General features: G+C 60.6%; 1 pseudogene. It reads right to left on the bottom strand.

What is annotated here, in order from left to right:
• Positions 1-123: pseudogene (locus HA630_RS22795) on the bottom strand (OmpA family protein); the annotation flags it as partial.
• Between the last annotated feature and the right edge of the window lie 354 nt (positions 124-477).

Here is a 477-nt window from a genome sequence, read left to right as displayed (position 1 = left end):
GGTGCCGTTCTTCCAGACCAGGTCGCCGGAACCGTTGCGCCAGTTGTCGATGGTTTGGGCACCGGCGGCGGTGGCCAGAGCGGCGGTGGCGAACAGCGCGGCGATTTTGTTGAGTTGTTTCATCGATGTCCTCTTCATGTGGGCGCAGCGGGTGCTGCAACGGGGGGTTAAACAGCCAAGATTTCTGCGATCTTGCACTTGGAACATTCATTCTGCCACAAGCGCAAGGCACCGGCTGTGACACAGGCGGCGGTGTGTCACAGAGTGTCACCGGGCCCTGCGGTTGTTGCCCCCCTGCAACACAAGCTGGCCAGCCCCCCACACAAGCCGAACCAGGGTCCCGGTCGCAGGCCCTCTTAAAATGTCGGATTGTCCGATCCTTCCAAGTCTGCGCCCATGACCTCTTTCGCCAAGGAAACCTTGCCCATCAGCCTCGAAGAGGAAATGCGCCGCAGCTACCTGGATTACGCCATGAGC

The organism is Aquabacterium sp. A08, assembly GCF_011742065.1.
This window is presented reverse-complemented; position numbering and strand designations above follow the sequence as displayed.